Source organism: Gimesia sp., from assembly GCF_048260065.1.
In the GTDB taxonomy this organism is placed as follows: domain Bacteria; phylum Planctomycetota; class Planctomycetia; order Planctomycetales; family Planctomycetaceae; genus Gimesia.
Map to the genome: position 1 here is coordinate 41,537 of NZ_JBLXHC010000026.1, position 15,254 is coordinate 56,790.

A 15,254-nucleotide genomic window follows, 5' to 3' on the forward strand; every position below is an offset into this window, starting at 1 on the left:
GTGATTTTCTCATCCCCTGTGATATACTGGCCCGTCCGAAAAGTTGATTCGTATCCTGAATATGAGGAAATGCAGTCCGTAATGAGCCTGAATAAGAAGCAGAAAAAACAGATCGACGTGGCCCGTCAGAAAATCCAGAAATTGCGACAGCGATTGACCGGCGCCAAAGCGCAGATGGATGACCCCCAGGAAGTCAAAAATCTCGAACAGGAAATCGCCGCCCAGGAAGAACTGATCAAAAAAGTTCAGGAAGAATCCTGAACCGGTCTCCTGCTCAATCTCAATCCGTTTAAAACTGCGCCTGAAAGATTAAAGCGGGCACATCAGATAATAAGACCAATGCAGTGTCTGGTTCACATCCTCCCACAGTGATTGTGGTACATCCCAAAGAACGCAAGAGTAAATGCACCGTGCAACCTTTGCGCAGCAACGAAGATTTTGTCTTCTGGAAGTTCCCCCGTAAGGAAGCCGACCGCATCCAGGGATATGTGCGTCTGGGACTGGATGGTCCACTGATCAGTCCTGCGGATGCCGATTCCGGTCTACTCGTTCTGGATGGCACCTGGAGACTGGCTGAGAAAATGGAGCCCGATTACCGGGAACTGCCCGTTCGCAGCCTGCCGGAATGGAAAACGGCTTATCCGCGTGTCTCCAAGCAGTTTGAGGATCCGTCGACCGGACTTGCCACCATCGAAGCGATCTATATCGCTTATTACCTGATGGGCCTGGAGACAACCGGTCTGCTGGATGGTTATTACTGGGCAGATCGTTTTCTGGAACTGAATCGCGATCAACTGAATTAATACGCAAAGCGCTCAGGTGAGTGACTCGGCCAGCGGTTCTTCCTGAGCGGGGGTATGATACTTCATAATAATGTTACGGAGCTTTTCCCGGTTGACCGGTTTGGTTGCGTAATCCGTACAGCCGGCTTCGATACATTTTTGCCGATCCCCGTTCATGGCATGCGCGGTCAAAGCAATGATGGGGGTTTCAATTCCCAGTTCGCGCAGTTTTCTGGAGGCACCATATCCATCCAGAACCGGCATCGACATATCCATTAAAATAATATCAAACGGTTTCCCCTGTTGCTCGGCGTCCAATGCCCGCCTGACTGCGATGTCGCCATTTTCAGCCAGTACGACGTGGGCTTTTTCCTTTTTCAGTAACGTCGAAATCAGACGCTGGTTATCCTCACCATCTTCCGCCAGCAGTACCGAACAGGTTCCGCTCTTCAACGTTTCTGAATGCTGTTCACCCTGTCCCAGGACTTGCTGGATGACGCGAACTTTTTTGAAATCAACCAGAGGCTGTTCATGCAACTCCAGAGGTTCCGGGTTCCCAATTCCTATTGTCAGTGTGAAGACGGTTCCTTCTCCGGGCACGCTTTCACAAGTCAGATTGCCCCCCAGCATCTCGGCCAGACGTTTGCTGATCGCCAGCCCCAGACCTGTTCCACCAAACTTGCGCGTGGTAGAAGAGTCTGCCTGCACGAAAGGCTGATAGAGCAAATCCATCTGCTCGGCCGTTATGCCGATACCCGTATCTCGGATTTTAAATTGCAGCAGAGGTCCCTCTGAAGTGGAGTTCAGATACGATGTTTCCACCAGAACTTTTCCACCTTCCGGTGTGAATTTAATCGCATTACCAATCAGGTTGATCAGAATCTGTTTGAGCCTTGTCGGGTCGCTCTGAATTTCTACAGGAATCTTGCCTTCAAATGACAGTTTGAAGTATAGCTCCCGGTTTTCTGCCCGGACTTTCATCAGCGACTGAATTTCTTTCAGATTTTCCAGGAGCGAAAATTGAATGGTTTCGATGCTCAGGTTTCCCGACTCTATTTTGGAGAGATCAAGAATATCGTTGATCAGTTCCAGCAGATAATTTCCGTTGCGTTTAATTACATCCAGCAATTGGATACTGCCCGGGCGTCCCCAGCTTTCTTCTATCAGTAAATCGGTATATCCGAGGACGGCTGTCATCGGCGTCCGGATTTCGTGACTCATATTTGCCAGAAATTCACTCTTGGCACGTGATGCAGCTTCTGCATCGATATTGGCCTGTTTCAATCGCTCGGCTTTTTCTTCCAGTTCAAGGCGGGTCAGCTCCAGGTTTTCTGTCCGGTCCTGCAGTTCATTCAAAGCCAGGTCCCGCACTTGTGAAACCCGTTTATATTGTTTTGCAATCAGGCCGACATCGCTGTTTTCGTCCAGTTCTTCTCCCAGATCCGAATCTCCTTTGATATGCAGTTCCATCAGATTCAATAATTCATACATTTCAGTCGTGGCACCATGTTCTGCCATATTCAGTCCCAGTTGCTCTTCATCCTCCGTCGCCCGCAGCCGGACAAAATGACTGATGACCCGTAATGTGACCCAGCAGAAAGAGAAACACCAGATGAAGCAGACGGCGCAACCCAGTAGCTGAACCAGAAACTGTTCCAGTCGGGAATGCGACAGGAGTTCGGCAGGAATAAACAATGCGACAGCCAGTGTGCCCCAGACGCCTGCAAAACCATGAACGGGAATGACGCCGATCGTGTCATCGAGCTGGAATCGTTCCAGAACCCAGACACCCGCTTCCATGACAATCGCAGCGATGATTCCAATCACCACGGCTGCTGCCGGCGAAACCGCGTCACAGCTGGCACTGCTGGCGACCAGACCGGCCAGCAGACCATTGAGAATGTTTTCGATTTCGATTTGTTTACGCTGAAAGAATTGCCAGACCAGCATGGTGATGGCACCACAGGCGGAAGCCAGAAAGGTATTGATAAAGATTTGCGGTACATGCGAAGTGAAACCAAATTCACTTCCGCCATTAAATCCAAACCAGCCCATCCAGAGAATAAAAACCCCGGTGGTCGCCAGCGTGAGATTATGACCTCGCAATTTTTTGGAATTGGTCTGGTCATCGAATTTTCCAATGCGGGGCCCGATAATCATGATCGAGGCCAATGCAGCCCATGCTCCCAGAGAATGGACGACTGTTGAACCGCTGAAATCCCGGAATCCCAGTGACTCCAGCCAGCCAGGTGCCTTGCCGGCAAAATGGCTGGTCCAGGCCCAGTGTCCAAACACGGGATAGATGATCCCTCCCAGAACGATCGAGAGAATCAAATAAGCGGTAAAACGCATCCGCTCAGCCGAGGCACCGGAAGCAATGGTGGCAGCTGTTGCGCATAACATCAGCTGAAACAGGAAAAATGCGGATAGAAATATATCGGAACCAGAATTCGTGAACGGAAAATGTGTGGTTCCGATCAACCCACCGGTTGTCGTTCCAAACATCAGGCCGAATCCAAATATCCAATACAGGATCCCGACAATACTTACGTCGACAACATTCTTGATGGCGACGTGAATACTGTTCTTGGAGCGGGAAAGCCCCGATTCCAGACAGCAGAAACCAGCCTGCATAAACAGGACGAAGATGCTGCAGACTAAAATCCAGAGAATGTCAATTTGTTGATTGAGTTCCATGGCTTTGACTCATATATCTGACGATTTGCTGTAGTGATAGTGCGAAACAGATCACAAAACACTGTTTCCGGCAGGAAAGCTTATGTTTTTTTCTGTCAACATGTGCCCGGGATCAACAAAATCTCATTACCTGTTCATCAAATGGCATGGTCTGCGTGGAATCCCTTTATCTTCAAGGAGGGAAACGTTTTATCTTGTATAGATGAACGAATAAGAGCAGTAAAAAACCTCCTTTCTCAAAAGTGATTTATAAATCACCACTTAAAGTCATTCGTCTGTGAAGGACCAGTCCGTCAGGATCGTTTTAATCTGTCGAATCGGACTGATTGTTCTGACGGGAAATAATGACAGGGAATATTGCCTCAGTTCAAAACAGAAGTCGTAGATAGAAACTCGAACTCCTTACCGTACAAAAATGTCTGGTTTGGTGCTGATGCCTTTCAAATCCCGCTTCCATTCCCGTAAATCATCGTATGTACCGGTCTGATTCCAGATCGGTAACGTTTCAAAGCCGGTTCTGGCACTTTCTGGTCTGGCTTGCTTGATTATTCTGCTGTGCTTGTTAACGTTGGGAAGATTTGCGCAGAGAAAGGTCTCAGAGCCAGAAGATAATGTACATTTGCTGTGAAGGTGATCCGAGAAAGTGCCCAGACGAGACGACATTCATAAAATTTTGATCATTGGTTCCGGTCCGATTGTGATCGGCCAGGCTTGTGAATTTGACTATTCGGGAACCCAGGCCTGTAAGGCTCTGCGAGAAGATGGTTATGAGGTCGTGCTGGTGAACTCGAACCCGGCCACAATCATGACCGATCCGGAAACAGCACATCGTACTTATATTGAACCGATCACCTGGCAGTACATTCAAAAAGTCATCGAGATCGAAAAGCCCGATGCCCTGCTGCCGACACTCGGCGGACAGACCGGCTTGAACGCGGCGATGGATCTCGCCCGACGCGGTATTCTCGATCAACTGGGTGTGGAACTCATCGGTGCCAATGAAGCGGTCATTGCCAAAGCCGAAAGTCGCGATCAATTCAAGGAAGCGATGACCAAAATCGGTCTCGACTGTCCCCGCAGTTCCGTCGTGCATAACATGGAAGAAGCCAACGCAGCCATGAAGGACATCGGTCTGCCGATCATCATCCGCGCCAGCTACACGCTGGGTGGAACAGGCGGCGGCGTCGCTTACAACCGGGAAGAGTTCGAAGAGAAAGTCCGCAGCGGTCTGGCGCTGTCTCCCGTCAATGAAGTTCTACTGGAAGAATCCATCCTCGGCTGGAAAGAGTACGAGATGGAAGTGATGCGCGATCAGGCTGACAACGTGGTCATCATCTGCGCCATCGAAAACTTCGACCCCATGGGCGTGCATACCGGTGACTCCATCACCGTTGCACCGGCACAAACACTGACCGATAAAGAATACCAGCGGATGCGCGATGCCACCATCGCCTGTATGCGTGAGATCGGCGTGGAAACGGGAGGCTCCAATGTGCAGTTTGCCATCAATCCCGATACCGGCCGCATGACGATCATCGAAATGAACCCCCGCGTCAGTCGTTCCAGTGCCCTGGCTTCGAAAGCAACCGGTTTCCCGATTGCAAAAATCGCCGCCAAACTGGCCGTCGGTTATCGACTCGATGAAATTCGTAACGACATCACCCGCGAAACGTTTGCCTGTTTCGAACCAACCATCGACTACGTCGTCACCAAAATTCCCCGCTGGACATTCGAAAAATTCCCGGATGCCGACCCGGTCCTGACCGTGCAGATGAAATCGGTGGGAGAGACGATGTCCATCGGCCGTACGTTCAAAGAGTCCCTGCAGAAAGCGCTGCGAGGTCTCGAAATCGGTCACTTCGGACTAGGGGGCGGCAACAAGGATCTGTGGGGAACAGCCAAGCAACCTTCCAAGGACATCATCCAGTCCAAACTTTCGGTGCCCAATGACGAGCGTATTTTCTATGTCCGTTATGCCTTCAAGCAGGGAATGACGACCGAGCAGATTCATGAACTCAGCGACATCGATCCCTGGTTCCTCAACCACATCCGGCAGCTGGTCGAACTGGAAGATCAGATCCGCAAGCTATCCCGACTGGAAGACATGGACTACGCGGCCATGAAACAGGCCAAGCAGGCCGGTTATTCCGATAAGCAGCTGGCCTTCTGGCTCGACTCCACTGAGATGGATGTCCGCCAGTATCGCAAGGGGCTCGGCATTGAAGCCACATTCAAGCAGGTCGATACCTGTGCCGCCGAGTTCGAAGCCTTTACTCCCTACTTCTATTCGACCTACGAGGAAGAAGACGAAACTCCAGCTAATCCCGATCACAAACGCCGCATCATGATTCTGGGCGGCGGACCGAACCGCATCGGGCAGGGGATTGAATTCGATTACTGTTGCTGTCAGGCCTCCTTTGCTTTGCAGGAACTGGGCATTGAAAGCATCATGGTCAACTCGAACCCCGAAACCGTTTCGACCGACTATGACACCTCGGACCATCTGTTCTTCGAACCGTTGACCACCGAAGACGTCCTGAATATCTGCGACCGCATGAAACCCGATGGCGTGATCGTGCAGTTCGGCGGACAGACACCGCTCAACCTGGCGCGGGGTCTTGAAGCGGCCGGCGTCAACATTATCGGCACCAGCCCTGAAATGATCGATGCCGCCGAAGACCGCGAACGCTTCCAGGCCATTCTCGAAAAGCTCGAGTTGCATCAGCCTCCAAACGGCATTGCCACGGATACCGAAAGCGCACGCAACGTTGCCAGCAAAATCAGCTACCCCATCCTCGTTCGCCCCAGCTACGTGCTCGGCGGCCGGGCCATGGAAATCTGCTACGATGAAGAATCACTCGTGCGTTACATGAACGAAGCCGTCAATGCTTCTCCCGATCACCCGGTCCTCGTCGACCGCTTCCTGGAAGATGCCATCGAAGTCGACGTCGACGCCATCTCGGACGGAATCACGACACTCGTGGGGGGCGTGATGGAACACATTGAAGAAGCAGGCGTGCATTCCGGCGACTCTGCCTGTGTACTTCCGCCACACTCGCTTCCCGAGTCCGTCATCAACGAAATCAAACGCGCGACACATGCCCTGGCACGCGAACTCAAAGTTAAAGGATTGATGAATATCCAGTTCGCCGTCAAGCAGACGGGCGACGATTACAAAGTCTACATCCTGGAAGTGAATCCTCGTGCGAGTCGTACATCACCATTCGTTTCGAAAGCAACCGGAATTTCGCTGCCCCGCATCGCCGCGAAAGTGATGGCCGGTGTTTCTCTGCTGGAACAGGGTGTTACGAAAGAACCCGCACCGAAGCATACGTCCGTTAAAGAGAGTGTCTTCCCGTTCTCCCGCTTCCTCGGCGTCGATATTATCCTCGGCCCTGAAATGCGTTCGACCGGAGAAGTCATGGGGATCTCAGATGGTTTCGCGATGGCATTTGCGAAGAGTCAGCTCGCTGCCAGCACCAGTCTGCCGTCCGAAGGGACCGTCTTTATCAGTATGGCCGATGTCTATAAAGACATGATCATCGAACCGGCTCGACGACTGATCGACCTGGGATTCAAAATCGTTTCGACATCCGGTACCGCCCGTGTGCTGAAAGAAGCGGGTCTCGAAGTCGCGACCGTCAAGAAGCTGAAAGAAGGACGCCCCAACCTGCTGGACATGATGGCCAACCAGGAAGTGCAGTTCATCTTCAACACACCCAGCGGAAAAGGCTCACGAACCGACGAAGGTAAAATCCGTTCGGCGTCCGTCTCGTACGGCGTCACTTGTGTCACCACGATCCCCGGTTGTCTGGCGGTCGTCAAAGCACTGGAAGCACTTGCTGAAGATGCCACTCCTCAGGTCCGCGCCCTGCAGGACTGGATGGCGGAAATCTGATCTCTGCGGTTGATACTTTTGCTCATCCCAGCTTCGTCAGTTCTTGCAGAGTTAAATGGGTGCTTTCAATCGTGGTGCGCTTTTTATAGATTTTATTGACATAATCTCTTGTATAGCACCAGGAACAATGCATACTGATATACATTGTTTCTGCTATTGAGGATGTCTGTGAAATGACTACAACAAATCTGGATGCACTGAAACCGCTGGCTGATGAGTTAGTCCAGTTCGTGAACTCACCCGCATTTCTTTCCGGTGAAACGCGTGATGATTCTCAGACTTTCGATCTGGGGAAATGCACTGTTTCCTGGCAGGTTGTTGATTCGACAGTGTTTGCAAAGTGTATCCACTCGCCGGACGAGAAATCGCCAACAGAATGCTTTGAGGAACAGATTCTGAGTGAAATTGCGGGGGTCTTTACAAGCATCAATGGTTATTGTAACTGCGATCCCGAAGTTCTGGAAATTTCCTGGCCTGCAGGGGACTTGATTGAAAAGCAAATTATTAACTCCTCGAGAACTCGCGCATTGGCACAAGAAATCGCAGACGATCCTACGGGAAAGGTCGATTTGGAAACAGCCATCGATGCGATTTTTCAATGCATCTCAAATCATCTGGGAGCCATCATGGATACCAGATTGCTGACGCGCAGTAAGCGTTTTGCACCACTCGAAGTATTGTTCCACGCCTACTGTGCAGGGCTGTTTCCTTTTGGCTGGGATCCGGAAACGAATACCATTCTTTGCGTGCGGCCTTCGTCATCTGCTTAGACAATTGATTTTATACCCCTCTCAACTGGCTTCCAGTTTGATCAGCATATTCGGTTAAAACTATGTTTTCCATTGATCTACAAGAACTTGAGTTACTGTTGGATGAAGTGATCTCAGTAGTCGAGTCACCTGATTTTTTATCGGGAACAGACGCTCCCGAATTTCAAGAGTTTCCATTTGGCGACTTTGATTCATTCTGGTGTGTCAGCAGTATTCAAGACTATCTCTACAGCCTTGAGCGTGACAGAACAGAGTGGCCTTCAACTCCTGGTGCGGGACTTCCCAAGGATAAATATCCGGAACATTACCAGGACTATTTTGAAGAGCAGGCAGAAGAGGAATATGAATCTCCCTACTATACATTGACAGAAGATGTTCAGTCTGACTTCCGGGATAATTTTCTGTTTATTGACCGCTTCAGCCCTCCGGAAATTTCTGCTGCCATCGAAAAACGAAACCGGAAAATCGATTCATTTTTAAACGAGTCTGAAGCGGTCGTACGTCTCGCGGAGCAGATTCACGATGCAGACGAATCGAGTAATGATTCCTCTCAACACCGGGAACGACTGAAAACAGATATCGCCCGTCATCTGGAAAGCATCATGCAATACCGCGCATTGACGCTCGACCGGCGCTACCTGATTACCGAGTTACTCCTGAAAACTTACCAGGCAGGTTTGTTTCCCTGTGGCTGGAACTGGGGATGCGATACCCTCTTTTGTCTCCGCCCGGAATGAAACTCTGACTCATCTTCCCTGTTGACAGACCTCACCGGTTCCGCTTCTTGCGTTTGGCATAGCTGTCGCGCCGTTTCTCGGAATGAAACACAAAGTAACCGTCGATCTCGTGTACTTCGGTCCCGCCGAAAATGCTGGTCAGTTTCTTCTGGTACCACAGTCGCCGACGTGTGACCATCACCATCTTGCCGCCAATCTTCAACCGGTTGAAGCCCTTCATGATGAAGTTCTTGGCGACCGAAAAGTCTTCATGGTAAGGCGGGTTGGAAAGAATCCAGTCGAAGTCGGTCTCCCCATGATCGCGCAACCCATCACTCTGGAGAACGGTCACGCCGGCAACACCATTGCGCTCCGCATTCGCTTGTGAGATGCGGACCGCGTCTGGATCGATGTCGGTCATCACCACATTTTCCGCACCGACGATTTTTGCAGCCAGGATTCCTACCACGCCACATCCGCAGCCCAGGTCCAGCACCCGCTCACCGGGTGAAAAACTGACCGTCCCGAGCATCGCCTCCGTCCCCCGATCGAGTCCCTTGGGAGAAAACAGCGCAGGCGTCGTTTCAAAACTGAACTGCTGACTATGATAGGTAATAGAAAAAACCATGCTGATTCGATAAGTCTGGTGATAGAAAGGGTTTTCTGTTAAGAATCCAGATTCACAGGAACTCAGTGATTGTCTGGAGTCATTGTGAAGGTTACGTTATGAACTGTATCTCCAAGGGAACCATACACTTCCGGCAAGAATTTATCCACGACAAGTATCAGTTTTCCTGTCAGACAAGTTTAATTTCACAGCGCTGATACCTGTGTGCTCAAGGATCCGGCGAATGGAAAAAGTCACTCCGTCACATTTTAAGCCCGGTTTAACCACCTGGATTCTTACGAGTCTGGTGCTGGGGGTAATGTGTGGACTTTTTTTTGGTGACTTGTGTTCTCCCCTGAAAGCGGTTGGCGACGTCTTCATTGGCCTGTTGCAGATGACGGTTCTGCCTTATATCACGCTCTCGCTGATTTTGAATCTCGGCCGCATCTCAATCAGACAGACCCGCAACATGGCGTTTACCGTCATCATCCTGCTGTTGATTCTCTGGTGTATTGGCCTGTTTTCTGTCTGCATCATGTCGCTCTCCTTTCCCTTCTGGCAGAAAGGTGCGTTCTTCAGTACCAGTATCATTGATGGGCCCAAAACCGAGAGCCTGTATGACCTGTTCATTCCCTCAAATCCATTTTTCTCACTCGCCAATAATGCCGTCCCGGCGGTAGTGCTGTTTTCGATTGGCATGGGTATCGCGATCAGCGGCATTCCCAAACGCGAACGACTGCTCGAACCACTGACTGTCGCTGTCGACGCCTTGATGCGACTCAACCGGATGATCGTTCATATTTCACCGATCGGTATTTTTGCCATCGTCTCTTATGCCATGGGCACACTTCCGTTTGAAAAGTTCGGGCTCCTGCAGGCTTACCTCATCACCTTTTCCGCCGCCACGCTCCTCTTGGCGATTGGCATTCTGCCGATGCTGATTTCGGTCTGCACCCCGGTACGCTATTGGGATGCTCTCAAAGTTTCGCAGACTGCCGTCATTGCCTCGTTCGTGCTGGGCAGTACGTTTGCCGTTTTACCTCTCATCGTTGAAGCGGCCCGGGAAATTCTCGATCGTTATCACCTGGAAAAATACGAGACCGGCGGCTCGCCCGATGTTCTCATTCCCCTCGTCTTTCCCTTTCCCGACCTCGGGCGAATTGTCGGATTGATCTTCATTCCGTTTTCCGCCTGGTTCTACGGTGCCAGTATGATGCCGGAAGAATACCCCCGCTTTCTTTCACTGGGCATGGCCGGTTCTTTCGCTAAACCAGCCGTCACCATTCCCTGGCTGCTCGATCTGATGCACATTCCGCACGACATCTTCCAGCTTTACCTGGCGGTCGGGATCTACACCACGAGATTAGGAGATGCTCTACGTTCCGTCTACCTGTTCTCATTTGCCATCCTGGCTGCCGCTTCGCTTTCCGGCACCCTCAAAATTCAGTGGAAGCGTTTCATTACATGGTCGCTGTTTTCATTGTGTGTCGCAGGGGTTGTCATTGGCGGCATCCATGCGGTGCTCAATTTTACCTTCAAAGACATTTATCAATCCAAGGCGCTCATCGCCGATCGCCAACTGCTCTTTCCAGGTGTGAAAGAGGTCATCCTGAAAGAATCCGTCAAGAATCCTGATCCGATTCAGACGGGAGAAACCCGCATTGATCGAATCCGCCGTCGGGGAACCATTCGACTGGGTTTCGACGCCAAACGGCTCCCCTTTTCCTATTTTAATGATCGCGGACAACTGGTCGGCCTCGATATCGATATGGCTCATCGACTGGCGCTCGACCTGGGAGTGGATATCGAATTCGTCCCCTTCACACCCCAGACACTCGTCAGTCAGTTGAATCAGGATCACTTCGATCTGGCGATGTCCGGCCTCGAAGGGACCATCGAACGAGCGACCGCGTTCCCGGTCGCCGATTCTTACATGGACGTCACGCTGGCACTGGTGCTGCCCGACTTCCGCAAAGTCGATTTCCTGGAATTTGATACGTTACGTCATTCCGCAGATCTGAAAATCGCGGTTGTCGCCAACAGTTTCTACGATGAAAAAGCGCATGAGTTCTTTCCCAATGCCACTTTTATCTCCATTAATTCCGAAGAAGATTTCTTCGAAGGGAACGCCGGCCACGCCGATCTGCTGGTGACCAGCGCCGAAACCGGAGCCGCCTGGACGCTACTGTATCCGAAGTTCTCCGTAATCAATCCCTTCAAGAAAAATGTCCGCGTCCCCATGTATTACCTGGGGGCTCACGACATTGAGTTCGAAGAGTTCATGGAAGTCTGGCTGGAACTCAAAAAGAAAGAAGGCGTCTTTGACACGCTCTACAAATACTGGATTCTCGGCGAAACCATCAACCCCGCACCGCCACGCTGGTCAATTATCCGTAACGTCCTGCACTGGGTGGATTAACGAGAATCGCAGTAGGCCTCTTTGAGATCGGGTAGGCCCGAATACAATTCGGGCCGAGCGCAGCGAGCAGGAAACTGTCAGAGAAAACGTTGTAAAAGTGTAACCCTGCGAATTTTAATCTCCGCTTCGTCTCTTTCGTGGTAGAAAAATTTGTCACCCCTGTTCAATTTCTGCTACACTTGATCGACAAATGAATCTGTTTCTTTCGCCTGGAATAGGCAGCGAGGAATGAAGTATGGTCGGTCATCCGTCAGTCACAATATTATTGCTGTTACTTTGCCTCTGCTCACCGTCACAGGTTCCTGCAGAAGAACCGGCCGACGAGCAACAGCGCGAACTGAACCCGGAAGAATCGCAGCAGACACTCGCTTTCCTGGCGAAGCAGCTCACCGCGAATTTTGATGCCATTCATACCTGGCAGGGAACTTATCTATACAGCAGAGAATCTTTATTCCATCGGAGCAGGTTTGAGCCCCCCGTCTGGAAGACGACTTACTGTCTGTTCCCCTTCTGGCTGGATCAAAGGCAGGATCAACTGCGTGTCAATTATACTCAGACAGAAAAGCCTGATGAACTCGATCAACTGCAACCACCAATCAAAGTCGGGAGCCCGTTGAACGCACAATGGATTATGGTCAAAGGGGAAGAGTGCCTGGAACTGAGCGAGAAACGCTTCGGCTCCGTTTATGGGTTTCCCGATGAGATTCAGAAACAGATCGGCGGAGGCAGAATTCTGTACCGAAAGTGGAAATCCGAATTAGAACGGGACGGCCGATTCTTTGATCCCAGAAAAAAGGTACTGGGAACTGCCGCCGGCAGCTTTGCCCGCACCCCCGAAATGTACGCCAAAGTACTCAGTGGCGCAGAGGGAAGAGAAAAACAGGAGAAGTTTTCCAAACGGGTAACCATCAAAGAAAGAAAACTGAAAGACGGGAATAAACAGTTGATTGTTAAAATCGAGTACAATCCAGCGAAGCCCAATGGCACTCCCAGATTCAGACAAGTGACTTACGACTCCCGGTTTAGTTTTAATCCAGTGAAATATGAGAGTTTATACGGTACTGACCCAGATCGGATCCAGACATTCTCTTATAAAAACGTCGACGGCATTTCTCTGCCTGAAAAAGTTGTCTTAGAAGACTTCAAGCCCATGCCATCCGGTAAGAGTGAACTGACCTCACGACTCACTTATACGTTGATCGATTCAAAACTGAATCAACCGATTGACCAGGACCAGTTTAAAATCAAATCATTCAACCTGCATTACGGCGAACGCATGCTGGACAGAACGAAAAACAGTGCCTTCATTCAAGGCACCGAGGGACTCGTACCCGCAGAAGAATTTCAATACAAAAAATAAGACAAAGAACCATTCGCTTTCAGTGACCTGGAAACAGCGGCCGTTTGAAGTCAGCCATAAAAACTGTTCGTGTCATTTCGTGTTTTTCGTGGTAGAAAAAATCGTAGTCCATTTTTACTTCGGATACACGCCCACACGTTTCGCCCAGGCTTCCCACTTCTGTGCCAGATCATCTACGATGGCCCGCCTGCGCTCCGCCAGGTTATTCAGTTCCGTGCGGTCAGTCTTCACATCGTAGAGTTCCCACTTCTGTGGCTGATAGCCTTTCGCCGGCGAAACGCCGCGCCCCACCAGTTTCCAGTTCCCGGCTCTGACGAACGCATTACTTTCATGCTCGATGAAAATCGGCTCGGTCCGGTTCAGTGGTTCTCCCTGCATTACCGGTCGCAGTGAAATGCCATCCAGCGCGGGGATTGAATTCCCGTTGAAAGTCTCCGGATACTTCGCCTCTGCCACATCAATCAGTGTCGGCATCAGGTCGATCAGCTGGGCTGGCTCCGTAATCCAGCGTTTTTCAGGCTTGATCCCGGCTGGCCAGTGCATAATGAACGGAGTCGATGTACCCCCTTCGTGCGCGAAATGTTTATACAGTCGGAACGGCGTGTTCGACGCATTCGCCCATGCTTTACCGTAACTGTTGCTGTGATCGAGATTCCGTTTTTCGACATCGTAGAATTCACCGCGTCCCAGTATGCCCCCTTCGGCGCAGCCACCATTGTCCGAAAGAAACAGGATCAGCGTGTTTTCATACTGCCCGCTTGCTTTCAGGGAACTGACCAGTTTGCCGATATTCTGATCCACGCGATCGACCATCGCCGCATAGATGGCCATCTTCAGATCCATCTCATCCTGTTTTTTCTCACTCAGAGTTTCCCAGGCGGGAACCTCGCTGTCGCGGGGAGAGAGTGTTGTATCTGCCGGCAGCAGTCCCAGTTCTTTCTGTTTCGCGAGACGCTGTTTGCGGAGTTCGTCCCAGCCGATCTTATATTTTCCTCGATATTTTCTGATCTCTTCTTCATGCGCCTGCAAAGGCCAATGTGGTGCGGTGTAGGCCAGGTACAGAAAGAAGGGTTTGTCTTGTGATGCATTGGCCTGTTGATTTTCGCTGAGAAAACGAATGGCATAATCGGTGTAGGCATCGGTGGTGTAAAAAGGACGGTCTGTCGTGCTGTCAGGGGGTTCGATGTCTTCATTTCCGAATGTCATGCCCCGCGGTGCGACTGGGTGAAAGAACCGGGTTGCCCCCGAGACACAGCCGAAATATTTTTCGAACCCGCGTTGGAGTGGCCAGCGATCTTTAGCATTAAAGCCCAGATGCCATTTGCCCGTCATCAGGGTCGCATAGCCTGCCGGCTTCAATACTTCCGCCAGGGTAACGCAGTTACGGTTCAGATAGCCCTGATACGCGGGAGGTTTGGAATAGCCGCGGGTATCTCCGGGCGGGTTGGTCATCCAGCCAATTCCCGTCTGATGGGGATGCAGGCCCGTCATCAACGTGGCCCGTGTAGGGCAGCAGCGACCCGAATTATAAAACTGCGAGAACCGCACACCTCCGGCCGCCAGGGCATCGATGTGAGGCGTTTCAATTTCGCCACCATAACAGCCGATATCCGAGAAGCCCATATCATCGACCATGATCAGAATGATATTAGGTTTTTCAGCGGCCTGCGCGGTGAAAGTAGCCAGACAGACAACCAGAGCAGCAAAGATTATCCGAACCATATACAGCACTCCCTACTTCTCAGAAATTCATCCGTTACTCGGAGCAGTTGTCACAGACAACAGGAAACTATCAGAACACGATTGCAGACTGGAAAGACGTTACCGACCTCTGTTGAATCCTGTAACGTAGTTTCTTTCAATAATTCGAAGCTCACACGGTCAGTTTCCTGCTCGCTGCGCTCGGCCCGAATTATATTCGGGCCCACCTATGAAGAACGTCTTGTCAAGTGATTTTATTCTTTGCGCATGGATCCCTTTCTGAGACACAATCAAGCGGTACGCT

The 15,254-nt window shown here is 50.9% G+C and carries 10 protein-coding genes; 7 read left to right on the forward strand and 3 right to left on the reverse strand.

Translation table 11 applies throughout. From position 1 onward, the window contains the following. Positions 1–69 precede the first annotated feature (69 nt). Together ACN0YN_RS29075 and ACN0YN_RS29080 are read left to right on the forward strand one after the other, a co-directional pair. On the forward strand, positions 70–261 hold the full coding sequence (locus tag ACN0YN_RS29075) for a hypothetical protein (protein WP_417388403.1): 192 nt from the start codon (positions 70–72) through the stop codon (positions 259–261). 83 nt (positions 262–344) lie between these two features. Next, positions 345–803: a DTW domain-containing protein gene (locus tag ACN0YN_RS29080; RefSeq protein ID WP_417388404.1), complete on the forward strand. Its 459-nt coding sequence runs from the start codon at positions 345–347 to the stop codon at positions 801–803. A gap of 12 nt (positions 804–815) precedes the next feature. Here the strand turns inward: ACN0YN_RS29080 and amt are convergent, their stop codons facing one another. Further along, positions 816–3,479 carry an ammonium transporter gene (gene amt, locus ACN0YN_RS29085; RefSeq protein WP_417388405.1) on the reverse strand — a complete coding sequence of 888 codons (2,664 nt, stop codon included), beginning with the start codon at positions 3,477–3,479 and terminating at the stop codon, positions 816–818. 643 nt (positions 3,480–4,122) lie between these two features. On the opposite strand from amt, the gene carB reads away from it, so the two are divergent. From carB to ACN0YN_RS29100, 3 genes are all read left to right on the forward strand, one after another. Then, on the forward strand, positions 4,123–7,377 hold the full coding sequence (carB, locus tag ACN0YN_RS29090; protein WP_417388406.1) for a carbamoyl-phosphate synthase large subunit: 3,255 nt from the start codon (positions 4,123–4,125) through the stop codon (positions 7,375–7,377). Between the two features lie 173 nt (positions 7,378–7,550). After that, entirely contained in the window at positions 7,551–8,147 is a 597-nt protein-coding gene (locus ACN0YN_RS29095) for a hypothetical protein (protein ID WP_417388407.1), read from the forward strand. A gap of 62 nt (positions 8,148–8,209) precedes the next feature. Next, the gene (locus ACN0YN_RS29100; RefSeq protein ID WP_417388408.1) at positions 8,210–8,884 is read left to right on the forward strand and encodes a hypothetical protein; all 675 of its coding nucleotides are present in this window, start codon (positions 8,210–8,212) and stop codon (positions 8,882–8,884) included. A gap of 31 nt (positions 8,885–8,915) precedes the next feature. On the opposite strand, the gene ACN0YN_RS29105 is transcribed toward ACN0YN_RS29100, so the two are convergent. Continuing rightward, positions 8,916–9,491, reverse strand: a complete 576-nt coding sequence (locus ACN0YN_RS29105; protein WP_417388409.1) for a class I SAM-dependent methyltransferase — start codon at positions 9,489–9,491, stop codon at positions 8,916–8,918. A gap of 223 nt (positions 9,492–9,714) precedes the next feature. Here ACN0YN_RS29105 and ACN0YN_RS29110 point away from each other — a divergent pair, with 223 nt between their 5' ends. Continuing rightward, positions 9,715–11,889: a cation:dicarboxylate symporter family transporter gene (locus ACN0YN_RS29110; protein ID WP_417388410.1), complete on the forward strand. Its 2,175-nt coding sequence runs from the start codon at positions 9,715–9,717 to the stop codon at positions 11,887–11,889. A gap of 235 nt (positions 11,890–12,124) precedes the next feature. Continuing rightward, on the forward strand, positions 12,125–13,249 hold the full coding sequence (locus tag ACN0YN_RS29115) for a hypothetical protein (protein ID WP_417388411.1): 1,125 nt from the start codon (positions 12,125–12,127) through the stop codon (positions 13,247–13,249). A 114-nt stretch (positions 13,250–13,363) separates the two neighbouring features. Here ACN0YN_RS29115 and ACN0YN_RS29120 read toward each other — a convergent pair whose 3' ends face one another. Next, complete coding sequence (locus ACN0YN_RS29120; protein ID WP_417388412.1) at positions 13,364–14,971, reverse strand: arylsulfatase; 1,608 nt, start codon at positions 14,969–14,971, stop codon at positions 13,364–13,366. Between the last annotated feature and the right edge of the window lie 283 nt (positions 14,972–15,254).

Excerpts from the sequence above, each read along its gene's own strand:
- amt (WP_417388405.1), bottom strand. The coding sequence starts at position 3,479 with ATGGAACTCAATCAACAAATTGACATTCTCTGGATTTTAGTCTGCAGC.
- ACN0YN_RS29100 (WP_417388408.1), top strand. The coding sequence starts at position 8,210 with ATGTTTTCCATTGATCTACAAGAACTTGAGTTACTGTTGGATGAAGTG.
- ACN0YN_RS29110 (WP_417388410.1), top strand. The coding sequence starts at position 9,715 with ATGGAAAAAGTCACTCCGTCACATTTTAAGCCCGGTTTAACCACCTGG.
- ACN0YN_RS29105 (WP_417388409.1), bottom strand. The coding sequence starts at position 9,491 with ATGGTTTTTTCTATTACCTATCATAGTCAGCAGTTCAGTTTTGAAACG.
- ACN0YN_RS29075 (WP_417388403.1), top strand. The coding sequence starts at position 70 with ATGCAGTCCGTAATGAGCCTGAATAAGAAGCAGAAAAAACAGATCGAC.
- ACN0YN_RS29095 (WP_417388407.1), top strand. The coding sequence starts at position 7,551 with ATGACTACAACAAATCTGGATGCACTGAAACCGCTGGCTGATGAGTTA.
- ACN0YN_RS29120 (WP_417388412.1), bottom strand. The coding sequence starts at position 14,971 with ATGGTTCGGATAATCTTTGCTGCTCTGGTTGTCTGTCTGGCTACTTTC.
- ACN0YN_RS29115 (WP_417388411.1), top strand. The coding sequence starts at position 12,125 with ATGGTCGGTCATCCGTCAGTCACAATATTATTGCTGTTACTTTGCCTC.